15 protein-coding genes are annotated in these 17,001 nt (G+C 37.7%); 12 read left to right on the plus strand and 3 right to left on the minus strand.

Annotation, left to right across the window (positions count from 1 at the left end):
- Positions 1–67 precede the first annotated feature (67 nt).
- The gene (locus B554_RS0117875; protein ID WP_019459137.1) at positions 68–1,849 is read right to left on the minus strand and encodes a bifunctional metallophosphatase/5'-nucleotidase; all 1,782 of its coding nucleotides are present in this window, start codon (positions 1,847–1,849) and stop codon (positions 68–70) included.
- A 307-nt stretch (positions 1,850–2,156) separates the two neighbouring features.
- Between B554_RS0117875 and ppk1 the strand changes: the two genes are divergently transcribed.
- The 9 genes from ppk1 to B554_RS0117915 all read left to right on the plus strand — a co-directional run bounded on the left by ppk1 (position 2,157) and on the right by B554_RS0117915 (position 10,020).
- Positions 2,157–4,232, plus strand: coding sequence for a polyphosphate kinase 1 (gene ppk1 / locus B554_RS0117880; protein WP_019459138.1), 2,076 nt, complete (start codon positions 2,157–2,159; stop codon positions 4,230–4,232).
- A 224-nt stretch (positions 4,233–4,456) separates the two neighbouring features.
- On the plus strand, positions 4,457–4,531 hold the full coding sequence (gene pqqA, locus B554_RS18830; RefSeq protein ID WP_001982218.1) for a pyrroloquinoline quinone precursor peptide PqqA: 75 nt from the start codon (positions 4,457–4,459) through the stop codon (positions 4,529–4,531).
- 75 nt (positions 4,532–4,606) lie between these two features.
- Positions 4,607–5,518 (plus strand): pyrroloquinoline quinone biosynthesis protein PqqB, encoded by a 912-nt coding sequence (pqqB, locus tag B554_RS0117885; RefSeq protein ID WP_019459139.1) that lies wholly within the window; start codon positions 4,607–4,609, stop codon positions 5,516–5,518.
- Between the two features lie 8 nt (positions 5,519–5,526).
- Positions 5,527–6,285: a pyrroloquinoline-quinone synthase PqqC gene (gene pqqC / locus B554_RS0117890; RefSeq protein ID WP_019459140.1), complete on the plus strand. Its 759-nt coding sequence runs from the start codon at positions 5,527–5,529 to the stop codon at positions 6,283–6,285.
- Entirely contained in the window at positions 6,282–6,566 is a 285-nt protein-coding gene (gene pqqD, locus B554_RS0117895) for a pyrroloquinoline quinone biosynthesis peptide chaperone PqqD (RefSeq protein ID WP_019459141.1), read from the plus strand. Before pqqC ends, pqqD begins: the two co-directional genes overlap by 4 nt.
- The gene (gene pqqE, locus B554_RS0117900; RefSeq protein ID WP_019459142.1) at positions 6,563–7,717 is read left to right on the plus strand and encodes a pyrroloquinoline quinone biosynthesis protein PqqE; all 1,155 of its coding nucleotides are present in this window, start codon (positions 6,563–6,565) and stop codon (positions 7,715–7,717) included. The genes pqqD and pqqE overlap by 4 nt, the downstream gene beginning before the upstream one ends.
- A 16-nt stretch (positions 7,718–7,733) precedes the next feature.
- The gene (locus B554_RS0117905; protein ID WP_025465273.1) at positions 7,734–8,786 is read left to right on the plus strand and encodes a dipeptidase; all 1,053 of its coding nucleotides are present in this window, start codon (positions 7,734–7,736) and stop codon (positions 8,784–8,786) included.
- Positions 8,787–9,363: 577 nt separating this feature from the next.
- A complete protein-coding gene (locus B554_RS0117910) occupies positions 9,364–9,540 on the plus strand; it encodes a hypothetical protein (RefSeq protein WP_019459144.1) in 177 nt (58 codons plus the stop codon).
- Positions 9,541–9,783: 243 nt separating this feature from the next.
- Positions 9,784–10,020 (plus strand): hypothetical protein, encoded by a 237-nt coding sequence (locus B554_RS0117915; RefSeq protein ID WP_019459145.1) that lies wholly within the window; start codon positions 9,784–9,786, stop codon positions 10,018–10,020.
- Between the two features lie 72 nt (positions 10,021–10,092).
- Here the strand turns inward: B554_RS0117915 and B554_RS0117920 are convergent, their stop codons facing one another.
- Both B554_RS0117920 and B554_RS0117925 read right to left on the minus strand, forming a co-directional pair.
- A complete protein-coding gene (locus B554_RS0117920; protein WP_019459146.1) occupies positions 10,093–13,200 on the minus strand; it encodes an efflux RND transporter permease subunit in 3,108 nt (1,035 codons plus the stop codon).
- The gene (locus B554_RS0117925; protein WP_025465274.1) at positions 13,197–14,363 is read right to left on the minus strand and encodes an efflux RND transporter periplasmic adaptor subunit; all 1,167 of its coding nucleotides are present in this window, start codon (positions 14,361–14,363) and stop codon (positions 13,197–13,199) included. The genes B554_RS0117920 and B554_RS0117925 overlap by 4 nt, the downstream gene beginning before the upstream one ends.
- 143 nt (positions 14,364–14,506) lie before the next feature.
- Here B554_RS0117925 and adeR point away from each other — a divergent pair, with 143 nt between their 5' ends.
- The 3 genes from adeR to B554_RS0117940 all read left to right on the plus strand — a co-directional run bounded on the left by adeR (position 14,507) and on the right by B554_RS0117940 (position 16,995).
- Entirely contained in the window at positions 14,507–15,238 is a 732-nt protein-coding gene (gene adeR, locus B554_RS0117930) for an efflux system response regulator transcription factor AdeR (RefSeq protein WP_019459148.1), read from the plus strand.
- On the plus strand, positions 15,228–16,313 hold the full coding sequence (gene adeS / locus B554_RS0117935) for a two-component sensor histidine kinase AdeS (RefSeq protein WP_019459149.1): 1,086 nt from the start codon (positions 15,228–15,230) through the stop codon (positions 16,311–16,313). The genes adeR and adeS overlap by 11 nt, the downstream gene beginning before the upstream one ends.
- A 94-nt stretch (positions 16,314–16,407) precedes the next feature.
- Entirely contained in the window at positions 16,408–16,995 is a 588-nt protein-coding gene (locus tag B554_RS0117940; protein ID WP_019459150.1) for a uracil-DNA glycosylase family protein, read from the plus strand.
- Positions 16,996–17,001: the final 6 nt, after the last annotated feature.

Consider the following 17,001-nt stretch of genomic DNA (forward strand, 5'->3'; position numbering starts at 1 on the left):
CTCGTTTAGCTTTTCATATAAAATAAAGGACAGCTTCGTACTGTCCTTTATACGTCATTAAATGAAATTATTTGATGACTTTAATTCGAGTTGTAGCCGGAATAATGAGTGGTGAATTTTTAGCAACATAGCTTTCAAAGGCATCAATATCTTGACCGCCACCAACACGGTTCTGACCATCCTTTAACACCGTAAAGTTGTCACCACCATCTGCCAAGAAGCTATTGACTGTTACACGGTATACCTTGGTGTCAACCAATGGGGAACCAGCAATCATAATATTGCTTGCTCTCGGTGAAGCTGTTGTATTTGCCGAATATTGATAACTTAACTCTTTAGATGGCTGTAAAATTTTAGGTGAACTTGCATTTCCACCAGACCATTGTTGCTCAAGGACATCTCGAATTTGTTTACCGGTTAAACTCAACGTCACAATCGAATTACCAAAAGGCTGAACAGCAAAAATATCACCAAAGGTAATTTGGTTACTGCTGTTAATCAGTAGATCGGCACGTACACCACCTGGGTTCATGAGTGTAAAGTCTGAACCTTGGTCGCTTGCTTTAAGAGCAGAGGCTTGTTGTGCATCAGCAATCATATCGCCTAACGGACTTTCACCACTTTCAGCCTGAGTACGGCTCACAACGGCAGTAGAAGTTCCAACCACACGCCCAGAAATAGTTGTTACCGCTTGACGGTATTTGTCTAAAATCGCTTCGATACTTGGTGTCTTACTAAATTTTTGATAAAGATCTGTAAGGCTTACAGTGGTTGTACCTGAAGTATAGGCCTCACTTTGTACTGGAACTTGTTTAGCATCTTTTTTAATAATGTCACCAGTTTTACCATCTAGCTCAATCTTAATATCGGTAATCAGCGTGCCGTATTGGCCAGCGGAAGTCAGTAAGAATGGTTTAGCTGGATTTTTAGTTGCATAGTCACAAATATAAGATTGATGCGTGTGACCTGAAACAACAATATCAACTGCAGGATTTAAGCGATCTAAAATACCTAAAATCGGCCCACTTAAACCATCACATGTTTTTTGATTAAGCTTAGTACTTGGTGCTGCACCTTCATGGACTACCACTACAAAAGCCTGAATTCCTTGTTTTTGTAGTTCAGGAATAAGGGCATTGACTGTATCAGCCTCATCACGAAACTCAACGTCTTTAATACCAGCTGCAGACACAATGCTTGGAGTTGCTTTAAGTGTTAAACCAATAAATGCAACTGGAATTCCGCCATAAGTTTTGACTTTATAAGCTGGAAAAATCGTTTTGCTTGCATCGTTTTTCATTGCAACGTTGGCGGCAAGGAAATTAAATTTTGCACCACTAAAGTTTTTATTAATTTGGCAGGGTGCTGTACTTGTATATTGTTGACAACCACCATTTTGCAGACGACGTAACTCATCTGTACCGCGGTCAAACTCATGGTTACCCACAGCATTAAAGTCAATTTGAATATCATTCATGACATCAATCGTAGGTTCATCTAAAAACAATGAAGAAGTGAGTGGGGAAGCGCTAATTAAGTCACCCGCTGAAACAACAGCATTATTAGGGTTTTGAGCTCTAAGTTTCTTAATTGCATCTGCAAAGTAACTCACACCACCAACGGGAATACGAACTGTCTGAGATGCATCATTGGGGTTAGTTGCATCAACGTAGCGTTTAGGCGGTTCTAAATTTCCATGAAAGTCATTAAAAGCTAAAATATCGACAGTCTGGTTACTTCGTGGCGTAGATGTATTTGAATCACTGTCATTGTTATCATTACAACCAGCTAATAAAGCCATTGCCAGACATAAAGATGTTGTCTTAAATAATATATTTAAAGTCGTCATTTTTTATCAATTGGTGAATTAAGATGCATAAAAAATACGCATACTATATGAATATTTAATGAAAACTAAATCTTTATCAAAATCAGATGATCTTTAAAAAATTAATGCTAAGATGATAATAGATACCCATAAACGTAAGGAAATAAGCAAAAGGTTAAAATAGATCGTAATTTTTAAGGTTTTCATAAAAAATTCATGAATTTGCAATAAAATAGTTACAAAATGTCTGGTGAATAAAATCGGTTATACATTATTAAATTAATCTTTTTTATTCATGTACAATTTTTATCAATTATAAGAGTCAAGAATGACATCATTACCTACATTATCTAGCCCAAACCAGCATAATTTAGAAACGTATATTAATAGAGAACTCTCTTTATTAGAGTTTCATAAGCGAGTGCTTGCTCAGGCCAAAGATATTGAACACCCATTACTTGAACGTTTAAATTTTTTAATCATTTTTTCGCGCAATCTGGATGAGTTTTTCGAAATCCGTGTGGCAAGTTTAATCCAGAAAATTAGCTTAATGAGTCAGGCAACTGGGCCAGAAGGTTTGCCATTAGCAGAAGTATTAAAGCAAATTTCGAAAAATGCGCATGAAGCCGTTGAAGAGCAATATAACATTTTAAATTATACCTTGTTGCCACAGCTACAAGGTTATGGCGTTCACTTTATTCAGCACGGCGATATATTAGAAAAACATAAAGACTGGATTAAAGAATACTTTTTCAAAGAAGTACAACCTGTCGTTACTCCAATTAGTCTAGACCCGGCGCATCCATTTCCACGGTTAGTTAATAAAAGTCTTAATTTTATTGTGACTTTGGAAGGTAAAGACGCTTTCGGACGCCAAATTGATTTAGCGATTGTCCCAGCACCACGCTCTTTACCAAGACTGGTTAAAATTCCAGAGCATATTTCTGGTGGTGCAGAACATTACATTTTGCTCTCGGCTATTATTCATCAGCACATTTCAGATTTATTTCCGGGCATGAAAGCCACAGGTTGTCATCAATTTCGCGTTACTCGAAATGCTGATTTAACCGTCTCAGAAGATGTAGAAGACTTGGCCGTGGCTTTAAAAGGTGAGTTATCTTCACGCCGTTTTGGTCAAGCGGTTCGTTTGGAAGTTGCAAAAAAATGTCCTGAAGAAATTGCAAACTATTTATTAGAGCAATTTGATTTAGATGCTGAACATCTTTATTACGTCGATGGTCCCGTCAACCTAGCCCGCTTTATTTCAAACTTTGATTTGCCAGATTTACGCTATAAACCGTATCAACAAGTTTTACCAAAACTCCTCTATAGCAAAAAGCCAATTTTTGATGTGTTAAAAGCAGGGGATGTTTTACTTCATCATCCGTTTGACTCATTTGCACCTGTCATCAAGTTTCTTCGGGAAGCTGCCCAAGATCCGAATGTCTTGGCAATTAAACAAACCTTATACCGTAGTGGAGCGAACTCGGAAATCGTTCAACTTCTTGCAGAAGCTGCACGTAATGGAAAAGAAGTTACTGCGGTCATTGAGTTACGGGCACGTTTTGACGAAGAGTCCAATATTGAAGTAGCTAACGTATTGCAAGAAGCGGGCGCAGTTGTGGTTTACGGCATTGTTGGTTATAAAACTCACGCTAAAATGATATTAGTCGTTCGTCGTGAACAAGACAAAATGAAAAGATATGTCCACTTAGGTACAGGTAACTATCATGCAGTGAATGCCAAAATTTATACCGATTTTGGCCTGCTTACGAGTGATGCTGAAATTTGTGAAGACGTGCATAAGATTTTCCAAGAACTTACTGGTATGGGCAAAATGGCAAAGCTTAAAAAACTTTTTCATGCACCATTTACCTTGCACTCTCAATTGCTAGAGCTTATTGAGCAGGAAATTAAAAATAGTCTTGCTGGCAAGAAGGCACATATCATCATTAAAGTGAATGCGCTTACTGAACCACAGCTCATCAGCGCGCTTTATAAAGCCTCTCAAGCAGGTGTACAAATTGATTTAATTATTCGTTCCATTTGCTGTTTAAGACCACAAGTTACAGGACTGTCAGATAATATTCGGGTACGTTCAATTGTTGGCCGTTATTTAGAACATACTCGGGTTTACTATTTTTATAATGATGGCGATACAAAAGTGTTTTGCGCTAGTGCAGACTGGATGGAACGCAATTTATTTTCGCGTATCGAAACCTGTTTCCCAATCGAAAGTAAAAAATTAAAGAAACAAGTGATTGAAGATGGGCTAAACAATTATCTAAAAGATAATCGTCAAGCGTGGGAGCTACAAGCCGATGGAACTTGGGTGCAATATCAGCCTAAATCTGGGCAAGAGCTTTATATTGCGCAGCAACACTTAATGAACTTAGCCATGTAAAACATCTGCCATAGCAGAATATTCATTTGCTATGGCTTTTTTAATTGCCTTTGATTGATAAAGAGTTATTAAAATTTGGACAAAAAACACAATTATCGAACAATATCTTGTACCAACCTTATCTACAAACGTGACATTTTTAATTAGAATAAATTTTTAATTGCTTTATAAGATTTGATCAAGTGATTCATTTCACAAGATTAATCCTGACTGGAGAAAAATTTATGCAATGGACAAAACCAGCTTTCACTGATTTACGTATTGGTTTTGAAGTAACAATGTACTTTGAAGCACGTTAATTATTTCTATTCAAATCTGTCATAAGCCCTAGTTTTGTTCTAGGGCTTATGTCTTTCTAATAAGATATTAATTTTATGTATATTTATATTTTAGGTTCAGCAGCTGGAGGCGGCTTCCCTCAGTGGAACTGTAATTGTCCTAATTGTCATGGTGTCCGTACAGGTACGATGAATGCCAAAGTGCGTACTCAATCTTCAATTGCAGTTTCAGAAAACGGCGTAGACTGGATTTTATTAAACGCATCACCAGATATCCGTCAGCAATTATTTGACTTTAAAGCAGCTCAACCTGCGCGTAAATTACGTGACACGGGCATTACCAACGTTATTTTAATGGATAGCCAGCTTGACCATACCACTGGACTTTTAACTCTACGTGAAGGCTGCCCAATGAATGTGTGGTGTACAGAAATGGTCTATCAAGACCTGACCACAGGTTTTCCAGTCTTTAATATGTTGAAGCACTGGAATGGAGGTCTTCAATACAATGAAATTAATCCTAAACAAGCTTTTAGAATTGATGGTTTCGAAAATCTAGAATTTTTACCTTTAATTATTCAAAGCGCTGCACCACCATATTCACCACATCGCCATGACCCGCATGAAGGCGACAATATTGCTTTAATCATCAAGGATCATAAAACACAAAAACAGTTGTTTTATGCGCCAGGGCTCGGAAAGATTGACGATCAAATCATGCAGATTATGCAAAATTCAGATTGTGTCATGATTGACGGTACACTCTGGACCGATGATGAAATGCAGCAAACGGGTGTAGGTAAAAAAACTGGCCGTGAAATGGGGCATTTATACATTAGTGGTGAAGGTGGTTCGTTGTCTTATTTGAACCAACTCAATACACCCAAAAAAGTACTGATTCATATTAACAATACCAATCCAATTTTAAATGAAGACTCTGCCCAATTTGCTGAACTAAAGGCAAATGGTGTAGAGATTGCCTATGATGGCATGCAGATCGAACTCTAAGGTGCGCTATGACACAAACACCTGAAGCTTTAACAACAGAACAATTTAAACAAGCCATTATTGATAAAGGCCAGTATTATCATATTTATCATCCATTTCATGTGATGATGTATGAAGGTAAAGCGACTCAGCAACAAATTCAGGCTTGGGTTGCAAACCGCTATTATTATCAAATCAATATTCCACTCAAAGATGCCGCCATCATGGCAAATTGCCCAGACCAGCGTGTGCGTCAGGAATGGATTCAACGCATGATTGATCAGGATGGTGAATATCCTGACGGTGGTGGCCGAGAGGCTTGGCTACGTTTAGCAGAAGCTGTTGGTTTGAGCCGTGAACAAGTTATTTCCGAAGAATTGGTTTTACCGGGTGTACGCTTTGCCGTAGATGCCTATGTAAATTTCGCACGCCGTGCATCATGGCGTGAGGCAGCAAGCAGCTCTTTAACCGAATTATTTGCGCCTCAAATTCATCAGTCTCGTCTTGAGTCATGGCCACAGCATTACCCTTGGATTGATGACAAGGGTTATGAATATTTCCGTTCTCGATTAAGTCAAGCACGCCGTGATGTTGAACATGGTTTAACAATCACACTTGATTCATTTACCACACATGAGCAACAACAAAAAATGCTAGAAATATTGCAGTTTAAACTGGATATTTTATGGAGCATTTTAGATGCCTTAACACTGGCATACGTACACAATGAAGCACCATATCACAGTGTGACTCAAGAACGTGTATGGCACAAAGGACTATTTAAATGAATAAAGAACAATTTGATGTAAATCTTGTGCCAACATGGCGACAAGGTTATCGTTTCCAATTTGAACCCGCTCAAAATGGCTTTGTGATTTTATATCCTGAAGGCATGATCAAGTTAAATGAAAGTGCAGGGGCCATTGGTCAATATATTGATGGGAAAAATAATGTCTCTGCCATTATTGCCCAGATTAAGCAACAATTTGGCGATATAGCTGAAATTGACAACGATGTTATTGATTACATGTTAGTTGCCCAGCAACAGCACTGGATTGATTTTATATGACCAATGGTGTTGGTTTACCATTATGGCTACTAGCGGAGCTAACGTATCGTTGTCCGCTACAATGTCCATATTGTTCAAACCCTTTAGACTATGCACAGCACAAAAATGAATTGACCACAAAAGAGTGGTTTGACGTTTTCGATCAAGCGCGTCAAATGGGTGCTGTACAACTCGGTTTTTCGGGTGGTGAACCTTTAGTGCGTCAAGATCTGGAAGAGCTTGTGGCGCACGCACACCAACTCGGGTTTTATACCAACCTGATTACCTCAGGTATGGGACTTAACGAGCAGCGTATTTCCCATTTAAAGCAAGCTGGCCTAGACCATATTCAAATTAGCTTTCAAGCAAGTGATCCAGTCGTTAATGATGCTTTGGCAGGATCAAAACATGCTTTTGAACAAAAGTATGAAATGTGTCGTCTGGTAAAAGAATATGATTATCCGATGGTTCTTAATTTTGTGATTCATCGACATAACATTGACCAGATTGATAAAATTATCGAGCTTTGCCTTGAACTTAATGCAGATACAGTCGAGTTAGCTATTTGTCAGTTTTATGGTTGGGCATTTTTAAACCGTCAAGGTTTATTACCAACACAAGAACAACTCATACGTGCAGAGCGTATTACCAATGAATATCGCGACCAGTTAAAAGCACAAAATCATCCTTGCAAACTTATTTTTGTGGTGCCTGACTATTACGAAGAAAGACCAAAAGCCTGTATGAATGGCTGGGGCAAAATTTTCTTTACGGTAGCTCCAGATGGTATGGCTTTGCCTTGTCACGCCGCTAGACAGTTACCTATTTCTTTCCCAAATGTTCGTGAGCAAAGCCTTTCCAATATTTGGTATGAATCTACAGGTTTTAACCACTTCCGTGGCGATGCATGGATGCCAGAAGGTTGCCGTAGTTGCCCAGATAAAGACCGTGACTTTGGCGGGTGTCGTTGCCAAGCCTATATGTTAACAGGCGATGCAAGCAATGCAGACCCTGTCTGTGGTAAATCGCCATATCATCAGCTTATTGAACAAGCACGTGCCGAGAGTGAACTCGATTCCTCTCTAGAAAAACTAGTGTTCCGTAATACTAAAAATTCAAAGCAATTTACGGTTCAGCAAAACATTCCTGTTCAAAATATTGCAGATGAATAGCGGTGAGAACGTAAATATGAACCATAACTCAGTTCCTGTTTTTGATGGTCATAACGATGTACTAACGCGCCTTTGGTTAAGCGATCATCGCAATCCTGCTCAGGCTTTTATTCAGGAACGCTTAGCAGGGCATCTCGATTTAAAACGCTGTCAAGAAGCGGGTTTTATTGGCGGCATGTTTGCTATTTTCTTGCCGCCTTTTCACTATGTTAAGCAGCATCATCCCAACAAACTATTTGACCAAAACACATCTGACTTCACCCAACAGCAAATTGAACAAATTTGTCTGGAACAACTCGATTTAGCAAAACAACTGGCCGAATATTCTAACGATATTCAAATTTGCACAACTGTTCAGGATATTCAGCACTGCTTAGCAAAACAAAAGTTAGCGATTGTATTGCATATGGAAGGTGCCGAAGCACTACAACTTAATCCAGATTTACTCGATGTATTTTATGATGCAGGGCTTCGTAGCATCGGGCCGCTTTGGAATAGACCCAGTCGTTTTGGACATGGTTTAAACGCTAAGTTTCCCCATTCTCCTGATACAGGGATAGGTCTTACACACGAGGGCAAAGCATTTATAAAGCGCTGTGCTGATAAAAAAATGGTGGTTGATGTATCCCATATGAACGAAAAAGCTTTTTGGGATACCGCTAACATTCTTCAACAGCCCATTGTCGCGACTCATTCGAATGTCCATGCCTTATGTCCACAGGCCAGAAATCTAACAGATGAGCAACTCAAAGCGATCAGAGACTCTAAAGGGATAGTTGGATTAAATTTTGATGTCGCATTTTTACGTAAAGATGGACAGCGTGATGCAAACACGTCCATTGATATCATTTTAGAACATCTAGAATATTTAATAGACGAAATAGGGATAGATCATGTTGGTTTTGGTTCCGACTTTGATGGAGCGCTCATTAGTCATGAAATTGAAGATGTAAGGGGACTACACCTACTCATCGAGAGAATGCAAAAAAGGCACTATTCGCATGAAATCATAGAAAAAATCTGTTTTTCTAACTGGTTGACTGTGCTCAATCGTATTTTAGATGAATAATCTATCGCTAAACTTATTGAAAATAGCGAATTATTTTACATTTTTTATTGGCCGAAATGACTAGAAAAAGTACAACTGGTTTAATTGTCAACCATTCGGTAAATTAACTAGAATCAATATTACTGAATGTAAGAACATTTGGTATTTCAGGTCTTTAGTGGTTTTCACTTGCGCCCATTTTTTCTTGAGAAGTAGAAATGGGCGTTTTTTATTGCTTATGAAAAAATGAGAATTTCATCACAGGATTTACCAATTAACTGCAAATCATCTCTTTACTATCTTGACTAAAAGTTCAGCATTAAATACATTTAAGTTGTATTCAAAGATAAATAAGATTGCTTCAAGCAATTAATAATACTGCTTAATCCTGAAATACAGTAGAAAGCCTATTCTTTTTTAGAATAGGCTTTCTGCTTTGTATCAAAATTTATTTTTGAAACTATTACACTCTTCAATTAACATAAAAATTTAATACCTTACAAAAGCGGTTCAAATCAAAGCCCTTAAATAACAAAGAATGTGCTATTAATTTAAGCTGATTTATAAAAAGTTTCTCCGTCGATTGAAGAGGTGTAAAATGTTAAAATCAATTTTAGTACTAGGAACAGGTATTGCAATTGGCATGTGCATGTACAAGAAAAAGCAGAAAAATAGTAAGAGCTTTAGCACAGATAGTGACACTGACTCATTAATTAATAAAGATAATAACAAAGTTAAAGATGATGGTTCACTCGATAATGCTGTACAAGTTTAAAATTTCATAAGGGTTCATCAGTGAACCCTTCTAATATTTAAAATTAACTTTATCTAAAATAAAAATAAGACTAATAAGTTAATTTAAAAATAAATTTCATGTTATATAAAATTTTATTATTCTTTAATTATTTGAGACATATTTAATAAAACAAAAAGAACACTTTAAATGTTAAACTTTACACATTGTAGCAAAACAAACTCTATTATTTTTTATGTTAAGAATAAGAAAATGGAGACTAAAATGTCTAAACGTCATATTTTAAAAGAAGTTAATGCGAAAAGTATGTGCGGTATGGAAATTGTAGTAGAACAAATTTTCGAAAATACATTTGAAAAAAATTTGGCTTCAAGTGAAATACAACAAAACTGGTTACCTCTTTCTAAGATTGTGATTTCAGACAAAGTCATCAATTTGGATCAAGACAATACCTTTGCTCATCCTAGAACAGGTAAAGTCTTTAAGGTATTAAACTCTTAAATAATTTGGCTTTAGATGAATATAAAAGAAATGATTGAGGCGAAACTACAAAGGGTTCCGCCTCAATGTGTTTTATAGATTATTTTTCTTCTTTAAAAATAGTTTTTCGGCTGCTCCCAATACAAAAATAAAGAAGACCGGTACGAAAAATATAGCCAGAATTGTCGCAGAAATCATACCTCCAAACACGCCAGTCCCTAACGCATGCTGGGTTTCAGAACTTGCACCACTTGCAATTACCAGCGGAATCACACCAAAAGTAAAGGCAAGAGAAGTCATTAAAATTGGACGTAAACGTAACTTTGCTGCCGCAACTGCTGCTTCAATTAAGCTCATACCTTCTTCTTTGAGCATTTTTGCGAACTCAACAATTAAGATCGCATTTTTTGCAGATAAACCAATAATGGTAATCAGACCAATTTTGAAGAAAATATCATTTGGCATTCCTCTTAGCATAATCGCTAAAATAGCACCAAAAATACCCAAAGGAACAACCAACATAACTGAAAGCGGAATTGACCAGCTTTCATAAAGTGCAGCTAACACTAAAAACACGACCAACATCGATAAAGCAATAAGAAATGCCATTTGCGATTCAGACTGTTTTTCCTGCAAAGAAATACCCGTCCATTCATAGCCAATGCCTTGAGGAAGCTTAGCAATCAATTTTTCCATTTCTCGCATTGCATCGCCTGAAGAAACTCCAATATTAGGAACCCCAGCAATACTTAATGAAGGACGGCCATTATAGCGATTATATTGCTGCGGCAACTTGTTCCACTGCGGAGTGACCACCTCAGATAAAGACACCAGTTGTTCATTTGCCCCAGCAACTTTCAAGCTCAAAATATCTTTTAAATGCATGCGCGATTGTGCATTGGCTTGAACAATAACTTGCTGCATACGACCCTGATTTGGGAAGTCATTGATATACATAGACCCCATAGAAGTCGAAATAATATCTGAAACAGAAGCAAAGCTTACGCCTAAGGTATTTAATTTCTCACGGTCTATTTTCAAGCTAATATTGTCGCCTTGTGGCAAACCTTCAGGGTAAACCATATAAAACTTTTTGTTTTGAGCCGCCATTTCCATGAGTTTTGTTTGTGCTGCGATTAAAGCTGGCATTCCTAAATTTGCTTTATCTTGTAAGCGCAAACTAAAACCCGAAGATGTACCTAATTCATCAATGGCTGGAGGAAGTACTGACATCGTTGTACCTTCCTTACTTTTCGCCATTTCTGTATTAACGAAATTGGTATAGTCGGTTGTAGATTTATTACGTTCACCAAAATCTTTTAAGGTTGTAAAAGCGAGCGCAACGTTTTGACCAGCACCACTAAATCCCCAACCCATAATTGAAATATTGCTTGTTACATCGGACTGTTCATTTAAATGATCTTCAAATTCTTTAACAATTTTTTGAGTGCGTTCAGCAGTTGCATCTGAAGGCAATTGGAACGAAGTTAAAAACCAGCCCTGATCTTCTTCAGGCATAAAAGCGGTTGGCCAATATCTCATACCAGCAAACGTCAAACCTGTAATCACAACAAAAATGATTAGAGTCGGAATTGTATGCTTAACAACTTTTAGCAGAATAACTTCATACTTTTTTGTGACTTTATCAAAGCTTCGATCAAACCATGCGAAAAACCCTTTTTTTTGATGATGAGCATCAATTGGTTTTAGCAAGGTTGCACAAAGTGCGGGAGTGAGGGTTAAAGCTAAAAATGCCGAGAATAAAATTGAAACCGACATGGTAATCGTAAACTGACGATAGATAATGCCGACCGAACCACTTGCCAAAGCCATAGGTAGAAATACAGCCGCCAACACTAAGGTAATACCAATAATCGGGCTGGTAATCTCTGTCATGGCCTTAGAGGTAGCCTCTTTGGGCGATAAGCCTTCAGTTGCCATAATCCGTTCAACATTCTCCACCACCACAATTGCGTCATCGACAATAATCCCGATTGCAAGCACCATACCGAACATGGTCAACACATTAATTGAGTAACCTGTCAAAAGCATGATGGTAAAGGTACCGAGCAGGGCAATTGGCGCTACAATCGCAGGGATTAAGGTGTAGCGAACATTATGAAGAAATACATACATCACAATGAAAACCAGCGCCATGGCTTCAAGTAATGTATGAACTACTTTTTCTATCGAGATTTTAACAAAAGGTGCAGTGTCATAAGGAATACTAAATTGCATACCTTCAGGCAGGTTTGGTTTTAATTCATCAAGTTTCTGTTTTACTGCATCAGCTGTTTTTACTGCATTTGCACCAGGACTAAGCTGAATTGCCGCAGCCGTCGCAGGCTTACCATTTTCTAAAATTGCGAAGTTATATGATTGTGCGCCCATTTCTACATCGGCTACATCAGATAACTTAATATGAGCACCGCTAATATTGCTCTTTAAACTAATGTTTTTAAACTGTTCAACTGTTTCGAGTTGACCTTGAGCAGATAACGGCACTGTTATTAGCTGCCCGTTGACTAAAGGGCGGTCACCAAGCCGACCTGGTGCAATATCAATGTTATTGCTGCGAATCGCATTGTTTACATCACTAATTGAGAGTCCATAAGAAACCAATTTGTTTGGGTCCACCCAAATCCGCATCGCTTTTTCAGCACCAAAAGACTGAATTTTGCCAACACCTTCAACACGTTTAAGTTCTTCAACCACATTGCGGACCAAGTAATCACTTAAATCGACTTCTGAATAACGATGATTAGGTGAGTTTAAACCGACCAGCATTAAAAAACCTGAAGATGATGCTTCGACTGCTAAACCTTGTTGACGAACAACTTGCGGTAAGCGGGCTTCAACCGCTTTAATCTTATTTTGTACGTCGACCTGAGCCATATCGACATCAGTACCGGGCTTAAATGTCGCAGTAATTTCAGCAGTTCCTGACGAATCAGTTGTAGCGCTATAGTAGAGTAAATTTTTTACTCCAGACATTTCCCGTTCAATGAGGGTAATAACACTATCATTAATTGTTTTAGGAGTAGCGCCAGGATAGCTTGCCGTAATATTCACTTGAGGAGGTGCAACACTTGGAAAGCGTGCAATGGGCAACTTTGGAATACTCAGTACACCAAATAAAATAATAAAAATCGCAATTACCCATGCAAAAACAGGACGGCGAATAAAGAATTGAGACATCATTTAGCATCTCCTTGCTTCACCGTATTTGTTGCCGAAGCGGCTTTCCATGCTGAAATTGCTAGCTTTTGGTTGGGCTGAATACGCTCAATCCCTTCAACCACAACTTTATCTCCAGCATTTAGACCTTTATTGATGAGATAAAATTGTTGATATTGTTGGCCTAGCTCTACAGGGCGTACATCTGCAATACCTTTGGCATTTACAACATAAACTTGTGGGTCGCCGTTCATATTGCGCTGAATAGCTTGTTCTGGAACAAGTAAAGCCTGAGGAACAGAGGCGCGTTCAATGTTGACGCGAACATACATGCCCGGTAATAATTTTCGTTCAGGATTAGACACTTCAATACGGATAGTGACATCACCAGTTTCAGGGTCAACATTAATATCTTCGAAAAGCATTTTTGCCGATACGTTATAAGGCTGTCCTAAACTATTTAAGATTTGTACACCTTTTTGATTGTTGGCAGATAACTCGCCACTTTGTAAAGCTTCCTTTAAGCGCTCATATTCACCAATAGATTGTTTTACATCGACATAAACACGGTCAATTTGTTGAATGGTAGCCATTGTATTGCTATCAGCTTGGCTGACTAGAGCACCTTCGGTCACAAACGATTTACCAATACGGCCTGAAATTGGTGCTCGTACTGTGGCGTACTGTAAATTTAGATTTTGACGAGCCAGCAAAGCTTTCATTTGGGCAACATCTGCAATCGCTTGTCGATATTGCGACTCGGCATTACTTACTTCTTGCTTACTAATTGCGTTGCTTGGTAAGAGTTGTTGATAGCGTTCAAGTTGTACTTTTAAACGATTAACTTCTGCTTCTGCTTTATTTAGGCCTGCTCGATTACTATTTACATCAGCTTCAAAAATTTCCGAGTTTATTTTATATAAAGGTTGTCCTGCCTTGACTTCACTACCTTGGGTGAACAGAACTTTTTCAACAATACCGCCTACCTGAGGACGAATTTCGGCTGTACGGAAAGCCTGAACACGTGCAGGTAGATTTTCACTAAAGTTCACAGACTGTGGCTGAATTGCTAAAACGGTGACTTTAGCTTCTTGCGCTTGTGTTTGATCTGTCGCTTGTTCTTTACCACAGCCATGCAAAACAAGACTAATTGAGAATATGAATGGAACTAAAAAATGCTTCTGCACTTTTGTAACACCTAATGGACTTCTAGATGCTGGCATTATTTTTGATGTGTGTGTAACCAAAATCACTAATATGTGGAAAAAGTGTGGAGACTTAAGAAAAAATACGCGTATCATAAATCAAATTTTTATCGCGTTTTTTTGCTATGTTTGAGTCAACCTTTACGTTTAATTGTCAGGATAAGCTTATTCTTGTGGTAGAAGATGACTATGATATTGGCGATATAATTGAGCATTATTTAAAACGTGAAGGCATGCGTGTTGTGCGTGCCATGAATGGTAAACAAGCCATTGAAATACATGCAACTCAAGCTATTGATTTGGTCATACTCGATATAAAAATGCCCGAATTAAGTGGATGGGAAGTTCTAAATAAAATTCGACAAAAAGCAGCCACACCTGTAATTATGTTGACTGCTTTAGATCAAGAAATTGATAAAGTCATGGCTCTAAGAATTGGGGCAGATGACTTTGTCGTAAAACCATTTAATCCCAATGAAGTGGTTGCACGCGTACAAGCAGTATTACGGCGCACCCAACAAAATCAGCAAATGTCTAACCGAAATCTGATTTATAAAAATATTGAAGTAAATACTGAAATACATACTGCCTATATATATTTAGATAACAAGCAACAAGCGCTTAATTTGACCCTAACTGAATACAAAATTTTGCTGTTGATGCTACCTCATCCATATAAAGTTTTTACCCGCTCGGAACTGATGAATCATTGCTTACCAGATCGAGATGCTCTTGAACGTACTGTTGATAGCCATGTCAGTAAGCTACGAAAGAAAATGGAAGAGCTAGGTTTAGAGAACATGCTGATTAATGTTCGTGGAGTAGGCTACCGTTTGGATAATCCGCATGAAAAATAAAACAGGCATTAGTAAACAACTGATTATAGCACTTAGCTTTACCAGCCTAATTGTTACGTTGAGTTCGCTCATATTAGGTTATGGTACTTATTATGTTGCGATCGAAGTCGGTCTTATTTCTCTTAAAAAATTAAAAGAGAGCGATGAGTTTTTTCACTACTTAGACGGCATATGGCTGTTCGCCGTACTTCTATTTGGTACGGCATTTTCCATTATTTTGGGTATTAAGCTAGCTCAACGTTTTATTGTGCCAATTAACCTACTAGCAGATGCAGCAAAAAAAATTAGTCAGGGTGATTTAACTGCACGTGTAGAAAGCTCTATGCATCATACTTCTGAAATTGCTGAACTCATGCATAATTTTAATGATATGGCACAAAAGCTTGAAACTTCTGTACAGAACGCTCATGTCTGGAATGCTGCGATTGCCCATGAGTTACGAACACCTGTCACCATTTTACAAGGACGGCTACAGGGTATTATCGATGGTGTTTTTAAACCAGATCCGGTTTTATTTAAAAATTTACTGAGTCAAGTTGAAGGCTTATCCAACCTTGTGGAAGACTTACGCACTTTAAGCCTTTTTGAAAACCAACAACTCAGACTTAATATTGAAACGATTAATTTTAATGAGACTGCCTATAAAGTCGTGCACATGTTTCAAGAAAAACTACAAACTGCTCAACTCAAAGTAGCTTTCAATATTCAAGCGCCAGAAGTGAAATGCGATCACAGACGGATAGAACAAGTTTTAATTGCTTTACTTGATAATGCTACGCGATATGCAAATCCGGGTAACTTAAAAATTTCAACCCAATATCATCAACATGATTGGGTCCTAGAAATAGAAGATGAAGGCCCAGGCATTTCAGCTGAGCACCATAAAGAATTATTTAATCCTTTTTTTCGGCTCGAGCAGTCAAGAAATAAAGAATTAGGTGGAACTGGTTTAGGGCTTTCGGTTGTACAAGCGCTAGTGATTGCACATAAAGGAAGGGTAGATTACATCAACGAGAACTCACATAGCATTTTTAAAATCAGCATACCTCAACAAGAGTCAAATGAAGTAACTTAACGTTTTGATTAACAGAATTTGCATTTATTGACTCGTGATTAATCTGAAAATGCGTTAAGTTATTTATAAACTTTGAAGTAAATACTGATTTTTTATGATAATTGAGATAGAAACCCATCCACTACAACCATTTTTACCTGAAAATGCTCGTTTACTAATGCTAGGGAGTTTTCCACCACCTCGTAATAAATGGAAGATGGATTTTTATTATCCAAATTTTCAAAATGACATGTGGAGAATTTTTGGCCTAATTTTTTTCAAAGATAAAACCTATTTCTTAAGTGAAAATCAAAAAACATTTAATGAAGAACGTATCCGAGAGTTTTTAACTGAAACAGGTATTGCTATTTTCGATACGGCTTATCAAATTAAACGCCTCAAGGGTAATGCTTCCGATAAATTTCTGGAAATTGTGGCTCCAACAGACTTGGCTGCTTTACTTCAGCAAATTCCTTTGTGCCAGACAATTATGACGACAGGTGATAAAGCAACTGATACCTTAATTTCGGTTTTACCTGAAAATACGGAAAAACCTTTAATTGGGACATCTACATCAACTTACTTTGCAGACCGCAATATTGATTTATATCGGTTACCATCTTCTTCTAGAGCATATCCATTAGCTCTTGAGAAAAAAGCAGAAGCCTATCAACAATTCTTTAATAAAATCGGATTCTTGTAATATTGA

This window comes from Acinetobacter sp. GG2 (genome assembly GCF_000292385.1).
Taxonomy (GTDB): domain Bacteria; phylum Pseudomonadota; class Gammaproteobacteria; order Pseudomonadales; family Moraxellaceae; genus Acinetobacter; species Acinetobacter seifertii.

What these genes read in the sequence shown, in the direction of transcription:
- B554_RS0117915 (WP_019459145.1), top strand. Translation starts at nt 9,784, where the DNA reads ATGTCTAAACGTCATATTTTAAAAGAAGTTAATGCGAAAAGTATGTGC.
- pqqE (WP_019459142.1), top strand. Translation starts at nt 6,563, where the DNA reads ATGACCAATGGTGTTGGTTTACCATTATGGCTACTAGCGGAGCTAACG.
- B554_RS0117920 (WP_019459146.1), bottom strand. Translation starts at nt 13,200, where the DNA reads ATGATGTCTCAATTCTTTATTCGCCGTCCTGTTTTTGCATGGGTAATT.
- B554_RS0117910 (WP_019459144.1), top strand. Translation starts at nt 9,364, where the DNA reads ATGTTAAAATCAATTTTAGTACTAGGAACAGGTATTGCAATTGGCATG.
- pqqC (WP_019459140.1), top strand. Translation starts at nt 5,527, where the DNA reads ATGACACAAACACCTGAAGCTTTAACAACAGAACAATTTAAACAAGCC.
- adeR (WP_019459148.1), top strand. Translation starts at nt 14,507, where the DNA reads ATGTTTGAGTCAACCTTTACGTTTAATTGTCAGGATAAGCTTATTCTT.
- B554_RS0117940 (WP_019459150.1), top strand. Translation starts at nt 16,408, where the DNA reads ATGATAATTGAGATAGAAACCCATCCACTACAACCATTTTTACCTGAA.
- pqqD (WP_019459141.1), top strand. Translation starts at nt 6,282, where the DNA reads ATGAATAAAGAACAATTTGATGTAAATCTTGTGCCAACATGGCGACAA.
- B554_RS0117905 (WP_025465273.1), top strand. Translation starts at nt 7,734, where the DNA reads ATGAACCATAACTCAGTTCCTGTTTTTGATGGTCATAACGATGTACTA.
- adeS (WP_019459149.1), top strand. Translation starts at nt 15,228, where the DNA reads ATGAAAAATAAAACAGGCATTAGTAAACAACTGATTATAGCACTTAGC.
- pqqB (WP_019459139.1), top strand. Translation starts at nt 4,607, where the DNA reads ATGTATATTTATATTTTAGGTTCAGCAGCTGGAGGCGGCTTCCCTCAG.
- B554_RS0117875 (WP_019459137.1), bottom strand. Translation starts at nt 1,849, where the DNA reads ATGACGACTTTAAATATATTATTTAAGACAACATCTTTATGTCTGGCA.
- ppk1 (WP_019459138.1), top strand. Translation starts at nt 2,157, where the DNA reads ATGACATCATTACCTACATTATCTAGCCCAAACCAGCATAATTTAGAA.